General features: G+C 34.9%; 1 pseudogene. It reads left to right on the forward strand.

From position 1 onward, the window contains the following. Window positions 1-293 precede the first annotated feature (293 nt). Window positions 294-610: pseudogene (locus ACP5SP_RS08100) on the forward strand (fucose isomerase); the annotation flags it as partial.

A 610-nucleotide genomic window follows, 5' to 3' on the forward strand; every position in this document is an offset into this window, starting at 1 on the left:
GAGAATAAGACCGAAGGAGTTCTGAAGAAATGGAATCAAAATCCATTCGCTGAAAAGCAAAGAATACAAGATTAAAAACAACGTCTGAAGAAGGGAAATTGAAGAGAAACACATCTGAAGAGCTCCGCAACATGCCTGTCACCTCGGTTGAAAGAATTTTGGTTATAAAAAAATTTTACACCCTGGTGGCAGGTTGTTGTGGGGTGATGGCCCAAAAAGAATTGAGGAATAGCAATAAGTTTCAAAATTGAATTGATTCAATTCCTAAACATCCATAAAGGAGTGATAAATACATGAATCTAAAATTAGTGAAATTTATTTCTTCTGTTCATGATGAAAAAAAGATCGTTGAAAGTGAGAAAAGCATTGAAAACTTCTTAAAATCAAAGTACAACTTCACAAAATCTAATCTTGATGAGGGCTTAACCATTTCATGGATTATGACAGGAGGTACTGAAAGATCATTCAAAGAAGCATATGAAAAAGGGGAAATAAAAAAACCTGCTATATTGCTTGCCTCCGATCTTAATAATTCTCTTGCTGCATCACTCGAGATCATGTCTTTCATAAGATCTAAGGGAGAGATCGCTTATTTGATCCACGGTAATGA

It is taken from the genome of Caldisericum sp. (genome assembly GCF_049967455.1).
Classification (GTDB): domain Bacteria; phylum Caldisericota; class Caldisericia; order Caldisericales; family Caldisericaceae; genus Caldisericum; species Caldisericum exile_A.